Annotated in this window: 7 protein-coding genes and 1 pseudogene; 3 read left to right on the top strand and 5 right to left on the bottom strand. The window is 70.5% G+C overall.

Features of this window, described 5'->3' with window-relative positions; translation table 11 throughout:
* Both ACIRDX_RS18190 and ACIRDX_RS18195 read right to left on the bottom strand, forming a co-directional pair.
* A pseudogene (locus ACIRDX_RS18190) lies at positions 1 to 668 on the bottom strand (hypothetical protein); the annotation flags it as partial.
* Positions 665 to 1,792, bottom strand: coding sequence for a hypothetical protein (locus ACIRDX_RS18195; protein ID WP_396626856.1), 1,128 nt, complete (start codon positions 1,790 to 1,792; stop codon positions 665 to 667). The gene ACIRDX_RS18195 and the pseudogene ACIRDX_RS18190, both read right to left, overlap by 4 nt.
* A gap of 123 nt (positions 1,793 to 1,915) precedes the next feature.
* Here ACIRDX_RS18195 and ACIRDX_RS18200 point away from each other — a divergent pair, with 123 nt between their 5' ends.
* A complete protein-coding gene (locus tag ACIRDX_RS18200) occupies positions 1,916 to 2,986 on the top strand; it encodes a sugar phosphate isomerase/epimerase family protein (RefSeq protein ID WP_396626857.1) in 1,071 nt (356 codons plus the stop codon).
* A gap of 13 nt (positions 2,987 to 2,999) precedes the next feature.
* Positions 3,000 to 4,577: a Gfo/Idh/MocA family protein gene (locus ACIRDX_RS18205; RefSeq protein WP_396626858.1), complete on the top strand. Its 1,578-nt coding sequence runs from the start codon at positions 3,000 to 3,002 to the stop codon at positions 4,575 to 4,577.
* A 126-nt stretch (positions 4,578 to 4,703) separates the two neighbouring features.
* Here ACIRDX_RS18205 and ACIRDX_RS18210 read toward each other — a convergent pair whose 3' ends face one another.
* The gene (locus tag ACIRDX_RS18210; protein ID WP_396626859.1) at positions 4,704 to 5,720 is read right to left on the bottom strand and encodes a Gfo/Idh/MocA family protein; all 1,017 of its coding nucleotides are present in this window, start codon (positions 5,718 to 5,720) and stop codon (positions 4,704 to 4,706) included.
* Positions 5,721 to 5,866: 146 nt separating this feature from the next.
* On the opposite strand from ACIRDX_RS18210, the gene ACIRDX_RS18215 reads away from it, so the two are divergent.
* Positions 5,867 to 6,478 (top strand): hypothetical protein, encoded by a 612-nt coding sequence (locus ACIRDX_RS18215; RefSeq protein WP_396626860.1) that lies wholly within the window; start codon positions 5,867 to 5,869, stop codon positions 6,476 to 6,478.
* A 4-nt stretch (positions 6,479 to 6,482) separates the two neighbouring features.
* Here the strand turns inward: ACIRDX_RS18215 and cobA are convergent, their stop codons facing one another.
* Both cobA and ACIRDX_RS18225 read right to left on the bottom strand, forming a co-directional pair.
* Positions 6,483 to 7,325, bottom strand: coding sequence for a uroporphyrinogen-III C-methyltransferase (gene cobA / locus ACIRDX_RS18220; protein WP_396626861.1), 843 nt, complete (start codon positions 7,323 to 7,325; stop codon positions 6,483 to 6,485).
* A gap of 1 nt (position 7,326) precedes the next feature.
* Positions 7,327 to 8,066 (bottom strand): bifunctional precorrin-2 dehydrogenase/sirohydrochlorin ferrochelatase (locus ACIRDX_RS18225; RefSeq protein WP_396626862.1); only part of this gene is annotated, 740 nt, incomplete at its 5' end.

Here is an 8,066-nt window from a genome sequence, read left to right on the forward strand (position 1 = left end):
GGCGCGTGGAGCATGCGCGGCGGGACCAGCCATCCCGTGCCGAGTTCGAGCCGCGACGCCTCGCTGAGGTCGAGGATGCCGTTGTCGCCGGCATGCCACCGCTCGAGGCAGCGGCGCACGTCGGCCTTCGTCGTGCCCGGCGCCAGCCCGAAGAACGTGTACGGAAAGTCGTTGGCGCGCAGGTTCATCTGCGGCGGGAAGTAGTAGCCCTCCGGCTTGGCCTCGCGCCCCACGAGCGCCGCCTGCGCGGCGTCCTGGTGCATGTGGTGCGGGATCGGCCCCCGGTTGTCGAAGAACTTCGAGAACACCGGCCAGCGGCCGTAGCGCTGCCACGTCGCGTCGCCGACGATGGCGGCGCCGCACTCGGCGATGGCCTCGCGCAGCAGGACACGCTCGGTGCCGATCACCACGTACGACAGGCCCTCGTCGTCGCGACGGCCGGGATTCATGGCCTCCACGGTGGAGCCGAGCCAGCGTTCGTCGATGCCGCCGCGGTCGAGGCCGAACGCGTACAGGTCGTCCGGGTGCAGCTTGAGCCGCTGTCCGGGCCGCACGAAGCGGCGGGGCACCCAGCAGGGCGCCAGGCGGAGCAGCCCGCCGGTGCGCGCGAGTTCACGCTCGACGACAGGGCCGATATCGGTGGTGCGAGTGGCGAGGTGGTGGGTCATTGTCCGGCTCCCATGGCGCGGAAGGTCCTGCCGATGGCCTCGATCTTCTCAGGGCTCGACCGCAGCCCGCCCCAGGCGAACACCATCACCCCGGTCGACGGGGCGCGCGCGCCCTCGGTCAGCACCGTCTCGACCTGCGAGAGCGGGACGGGGGTACCCCAGTCGGAGATCTGCACGATCGGCCAGATGCGATGGCGCTCACCCGGCCTGCCCTCGATCCCGAGGTACTGCCCGAGCCAGCGCACCTGCCGCGACACCCAGGCGGGATCGTCGGCGTGCCCGAAGCGCGCGTGATAGGGCATCGGGCTGAAGACGTCGACGTAGGCGGCCTGGGCGCGGAGGTCGATGGCGAGCGAGCGCAGGCGTGCGCCGTTCATGTCCTCGTCGCTCCACGGATTGTGGAACGTGCCCAGGAGCGCGCCGGGGCGCACCTGGTCGCGGATGGCGTCGAACTCCCGCACCCAGTCGGTGAACACGCCCAGCCGCCAGCGGACCCATGCCTCACGGTGCGTGGAAAGAAGCAGGGCAGCGCGCTCGCGGGTCGAGACGGCCGGGAGCGTGATGCCCATGGCCTGCTGGAAGCGGCCGAGGCACCGCGCGCAGAAGCAGGTGTCGGGCATGTTCGGCGTGGCCTGTTCCCAGCTCGCGTGCGCGTGGTGGTAGTCGAGCCACACGCCGTCGATGGCGAACCGCGTGAGCAGCGTCCTGAACGCCTGCATCCGCTCTGCGCGATAGGCGTCGTGTGTCGGGCAGATACCCTGCCAACCGTCGGGTGGGGGACTCACCTCGCCGTCGGGGCCCACCGGAGCCGCGTCGGGATGTGTCTTGAGGTACTCGGCGACGTGCAGGGTGTTGAACTCGGCATACACCTGCACGCCATGGGCGCGCAGCAGCGCGAGTCGTTCGGCGGTGACGCTGCCCGACCCCAGCCACACGGCGTCGACGCCGAAGTCGCGCAGCGATCGGCCGCTGTCGAGGATCTCCTGCGGGACGCCGCCGTAGATGCCACGCAGCGGCACGCGCCTGGCCGGGTCCTGCCTGGCGGCCAGCCCCACGCCGAGGAGCGTGGAGCACAGGACGATGGCGACGGCGATCGAGGGGACCGCACGACGGGGCAGCGACATGGCGACCATCCTACGGGATCGGCGCGCAACGCGTGTCGAGGTCGCGGGTGGATATGATGTGCGCACCGTGACAGCCACTCCTGCGGTCCCCGTACCCGGACCGCCCTCCCTCCGGAGCCGCCCATGAATCGTCGTGACTTCCTCTCGTCGTCTGCAGGCCTTGCCGCAGGGCTCGGCCTTGGCGCCGACGCTGCCGCTGCCCAGGCACCCGCGCCTCAAGCGCCGCCCACGGGCCGCGCGGCGCAGCCGCCCCCGCCACCGGTTTCGTCGCTCGCGTTCAGCACGAAGCTGCGCAAGGCACTCATCGCGGAGCCGACCGAAGACGACCTGAAGCGGATGAAGGATGCCGGGTTCGATGGCGTCGAGGGCCGCGTCATCCCGGAGGCGCAGGCGGCGAAGATGCGCGAGGCCGCCGACAAGCTGGGCATGAAGATCCACTCGGTGCTCTACGGCTGGGCCGAGTTCAACAATGCCGACCGCAGCGAGGTGGATCGCACCTTCGCCGAGAGCCAGGCGGCGCTGCGGACCGCGCAGGCCTTCGGCGCCGAGACCGTGCTGCTCGTGCCCTGCCGCATCGGCGGGCAGGGCGCGGGACCGAAGCGCCCGGGCACCCCGGTGGGCCCGACGTTCCGCATCCCGCGCCCGTGGGAGTTCCAGATCCGCTTCGACGAGGCGACCGGCCACATCACGAAGGTCGTGGTGGGCGACAACGCGCCGTACGCCGACTACATCAAGGCCCACAACCACGCCACCGACACGTCGCGCGAGTGGGTGAACCGCCTGATCCCGACCGCCGAGAAGACCGGTGTCGTGATCGCGCTCGAGAACGTCAGCAACAATCTGTGGGTGAAGCCGGAGATCTTCCGGCACTTCGTGGCCTCGTTCAAGAGCCCGTGGGTGAAGGCCTACTACGACATCGGCAACCACGTGCGGTTTGCGCCGCCCGAGCAGTGGGTCCTCACGCTCGGCGACCTGCTCGCCAAGGTGCACGTGAAGGACTACCTGCTCGATCCGGCCGACCCGGACGGTCGCGGCCGCTCGGTCAACATCCGCGAGGGCAGCGTCCGCTGGCCGGTGCTGCGACAGGCCCTCGAGTCGATCAAGTACGACGGTTGGATGACCATCGAGAGCAACGGCGACATTCCCTTCGAGGAACGCAACCGTCGGCTCGACCTGATCCTCGCCGGCTCCTGAGAGCGCTGACATCATGGCCAACCATCACGACTCCAATCGCGGCGTCTCGCGTCGTCAGTTCATCTCCTCGGCGGCCGCCGGCGCGGCCGTCAGCATCGTCCCGCGCCACGTGCTCGGGCGCGGCCTGCAGGCGCCGAGCGACCTCGTCAACGTCGCCGTCGTCGGCGTCAGCGGCATGGGCGCCAGCAACACGCGCGGCGTGATGAGCCAGAACGTCGTGGCCTTCTGCGACGTGGACATGGCGCTGCTCGACGCGCGCATCGCGCGGTGGGCGCAGGAGGGTGGGCCGGGCGTCTCGGCAGGACCGCGGCAGGGCAACCGGCCGCCGCCGGCGGGCTGGGGCGCCTGGCAGGACTGGGGCATCACCAAGGCGCAGCAGGCCGCCAACGCGCGGTTCGCGGCCGACGATGCCGCGGCCAACCTGCAGAGGTTCAACGCCTCGGCGTCGCGCATCCGCAAGTACGCCGACTACCGCAAGATGTTCGAGCAGCAGAAGGACATCGACGCGGTCATCGTCGCCACGCCCGACCACATGCACGCGCCGATTGCGCTCGCCGCGATGGATCTCGGCAAGCACGTGTACGTGCAGAAGCCGATGGCGTGGTGCGTGTCGGAAGCGCGCCAGCTCGCGAAGCGGGCGGCAGAGACGAAGGTGCAGGCCCAGTGCGGTAACCAGCGGCACTCGGCCGACGAGAACCGGCGCGGCGTCGACTACATCACCTCCGGCGTCATCGGCGACGTCACGCAGGTGCACGTGTGGACCAACCGGCCGATCTGGCCGCAGGGCATCCCGCGCCCCACGACCCTCACCGCCGAGCAGCGGGCGGGACGCATCAGCCAGCAGTCACTGACGCAGGCGGGCGTCAGCACGCTGGCCAGCGTTGCGCCGCCGCCGTCCACGCTCTCGTGGGATCTGTTCCTCGGCGTGGCCCAGGCGGTGGAGTACAGCCCGCTCTACCATCCGTTCAACTGGCGTGGCTGGGTGGACTGGGGCCAGGGCGCGCTCGGCGACATGGGCGCGCACCTGATCGACTTCCCGGTGTGGGCGCTCGACCTCGACCTGCCGACCACCGTCGAGACGACGTCGACGCCGTTCAACGACCTGACGTTCCCGCTGGCGACGATGACGCACTACGACTTCCCGGCGAAGGGTGCGCGGAAGGCGGTGCGCCTGACGTGGTACGACGGCGGGTTCATGCCGCCGACGCCGGAGGAACTCGGGGGCGAGGCGAAGCTCGTGGCCTCGGGCGGCATCCTCTACATCGGCACGAAGGGGAAGCTGCTCTGCAACGAGGGCATGCCGCCGCGGCTGCTGCCGTCGACCCTCCATAACGCGACGGGGGCCCCGAAGGAGCGACTGGCGCGCGTCCCGCATCAGGCACACGAGATGAACTGGATCCGTGCCATCAAGGGGCAGGACACGCTCTCGAGCCCGTTCTCCTACGCCGCGCACCTGCACGAGATCATGCTGCTCGGCCTGGTGTCGCTGCGCGCCCGCACGAAGATCCACTACGACGCGGCGAACATGCGCGTGACCAACGACGCCAACGCGAACCAGTACCTCACGCGGCAGTATCGGACGGGCTGGTAGTGCGAGTGATTCAGAATTCAGAGTTCAGAATTCAAAGGGCAAAGGGCAAAGGATGAAGGCTCAAGCCCCAAGCGCCAAGCCCCAGGGGGCGAGGTCGTGAGCGTCGCCCCCGGGGCGACGCTCTTCTCAGCCGAGCACCTCCGCGATGCGGACGGGGCGCTTCTCGGCGAGTGACTGCAGGGTCGCGGCGATCATCGCCGTGTTCACGAGGCCGTCGTGGCCGGTGGCCTCGGGTGTCACGCCCTGCGCGATGCAGTCGACGAAGTAGCGGATCGGCTCGTACTGGTAGCCCCACGCCTTCCCGTAGCGCGTGACCGACGTCGACGAGAACGGCGTGTGGTAGCGGTCGGTGAAGGCCCACAGGGACGGCTCGTTCTTCACCTCGAGGCCGCCCTTCTCGCCGTACACCGAGATGCGGTTGTCGACGACGTTGGTGAAGCTGTCGGGCAGGATCCACGACGTCTCGAAGGTGCAGATGGCGCCGCCCTCGAACTCGACGAGCGCCTGGATGGTGTCCCAGCAGGGGATGCCGCGGCCCTCGAGCACGCCGCGCGTGCCCTTGGCGTACACCTCGACGGGCTCGCGCTGGAACAGCCAGCGGATCAGGTCCATCGTGTGCGGGAAGAGGAACCACTCCGGTCCCGACTGCGCGCCCCACGACAGCATCGACGTCGGCACGTGGATCGTGTCGCTGAGCCGCGCATAGGCCATCACCGGCGCGCCGAGGTCGCCGCGCTCCACGTAGGCCTTCGCGCCCATGTAGAGCGGGTGCCAGCGCGCGTGGAAGTCGACCATGAGGGACCGGTCGGCCCGCGCCGCGGCGTCGACCATCGCCTTGGCCTCCGCCACCGTGGTGGCCAGCGGCTTCTCGACCAGCACGTGCTTGCCGGCCTCGAGCATCGCGATGACCGGCGCCGCATGCAGGTGGTCGGGCGTGGCGACGGTGACGGCATCGACGTCGCTGGCCGCCACTTCGTCGATCTCCGTCGTCCAGCGACAGCCCAACTGGCCGGCGGCCACCTCGGCGCGATGGGCGTCGCGGTCGCACACCAGCGTCACCTCGCAGCCAGGATGGTCGCGGAGCGCCACCGCGTGGTTGTTGCCCCAGAGTCCTGCTCCCACGATCGCCACCCGCACGCTCATCACGCCTCCTCAGGCTCAGCCGCGGGGCACAGTCTACCGGACGCTGCCGCGTCATGGGACGCGGCTGTGGCCCATTTGCCGGGTCGAGCTTGGTATAGTCTCAGCGCCCGCCACACCGGTGGGGCCCTTTTGGGGAGGAGTACAGCATGACGAAGTTCCTGGTGGCGGCGCTCGGCGTCGCGATGAGCGTGACGGCGGTGGCCGCACAGGCGCAGACCGCCCCGGTCGAGCCGACGAAGAAGAACCCGGTGCGGTTCGAGGCGATCGGGCAGAACCTGCAGGGCGGCATGATGGGCCGCATCGACATCGTGATCGAACGGTGGTCCACCGACCCCGAGCGCCAGGTGCTGGCCGACATGCTGGCCGGGACGACCGACAAGAGCCGCGACCAGGACAAGCTGCGCGACAAGCTGCAGGATGTGGAGCCGCGCACGGGTTACATCCGCACGCCCAACAGCATGGGGTGGGACCTCAAGTACGCCCGCGAGAACACCCTGGCCGACGGCACCAAGCAGATCGTGATCGCCACCGACAAGCCGATCTCCTTCTTCGCGGCCCGCAACATGACGCGGACCAACGATTACCCGTTCTCGGTGATCGAGATGCGCTTCGCGCCCGGCAGCCCCAAGGGCGAGGGCAAGCTGCTCGCCCAGACCAACGTCTCGGTCAAGGACGGCCACCTACAGCTCGAGATCTACGGCCAGGAGCCGACGCGCCTGACCACGATCACGCGCAAGGATCCGAAGCCGAAGAAGTAACGCCTCAGGCGCGCCGGCGGGCGGCGACCTCCGTCGCCCCCGCCGCGCCGCGGTGCGCTCGCGGCGACAGCGCGGCCGGCACACGCCACGCCGGCTGACCCGCCTGCAGGGCCCGCACCGCTTCCCGCACCTCCACCACCTCGCCCACCACGATCGTCGCCGGCGGACGCACGTCCCTGGCGCGCGCCAGGATCGTCCCCAGCGTCCCCGTCGTCACGCGCTCGGCATCGCACGTCCCCTGCTCGACGATGGCGATGGGTGTGTCGACACGACGCCCGTGCGCGATGAGCTTCGACACGATCACGGGCAGTCGCTCGACGCCCATCAGGAACACCGCCGTCGGCACACGCGCGGCCACTACCCAGTCGACCGGTCCTTCGGTGGCGTCCTCGGCCTCGTGCGCCGTGAACACCGCGAACGCGGTCGAGGCGCCGCGGTGTGTCACCGGGATGCCCGCCACGCCGGGGACGCCGATCGACGAGGTGACGCCGGGCACGACCTCGAACGGCACGCCGGCCTCGGCCAGCGCGAGCATCTCCTCGCCGCCGCGCCCGAACACGAACGGGTCGCCGCCCTTGAGGCGCACGACCGTGCGTCCGGCGCGTGCGTGCGCGACGAGCTGGGCGTGGATGGTCTCCTGGCGGTCGTCGCCCGGGGCGCCGGGGGCGCGTCCGGCGTAGAGGCGCAGCGCATGCGCGGGCGCGTGGTCGAGCAGCGCCGGATGCGTGAGCCGGTCGTACAGCACGACGTCGGCCTGCTCGAGTGCCCTCACGCCCCGCAGCGTGATGAGATCCGGCGCGCCCGGTCCTGCGCCGACGAGATAGACCGTAGCTGGCACTGCGTTCACGTCAGACTCCCTTGCAGGCCCGGCAGACGTCGGGCCGATCGGCCCGCACCACACAGCGGGCCTCCGCATCGAATGGGCGCGCGGCGCGCGCCAGGAACTCGCGCATGGCGGCGTTGGCGGCCCCACGGTCGCCGTCGGCCACCAGCGCCGGGACACAGCCCTCGAGCACGCCTTCCCACAGGGACTGCCGTCGCTCGTAGGTGTCGATGTGCGCCTTGACCTCGGCGCGCCAACTCCCCAGGTACTCGGCCAGGACGCCGGTCTGCGGCGTCAGCACCTCGTCGCGCACGCGGTCGCGAATCTGCTTGGCGAGTGCCGGGCTGGTGCCGGCGGTCGAGACGGCCACCTGCACGGGGCCCTCGCGAACGATGGCCGGCGCGATGAAGTTGCAGTGATCGAGGTCGTCCACCGCGTTGGCGACGCGCCCGGCCTGCTCCGCGAGCCGGTAGATGCGCGCGTTCAGGTCGCGATCGTCCGTTGCCGCGTACACCAGGAACTGGCCGTCCAGATCGGCCGCCTCGAACGGCCGCCGCTGCCACACCACCACGTGCTCGGCCTCCCAGGCCGTGATGGCCTCGCCCGCCTCGGGCGACACCACCGTGACCTGCGCTCCCGCCTCGATCAGCCCGCGTACCTTGCCCGTCGCGATCGGGCCGCCGCCCACGACGAGGCATGGGCGCCCGTGGAGGTCGAGGTAGATGGGGTAGAAGGGCATGGAATTCGGCAGTCGGCAGTCGGCAG

It is taken from the genome of Luteitalea sp. (assembly GCF_044337415.1).
Classification (GTDB): Bacteria; Acidobacteriota; Vicinamibacteria; order Vicinamibacterales; family Vicinamibacteraceae; genus Luteitalea.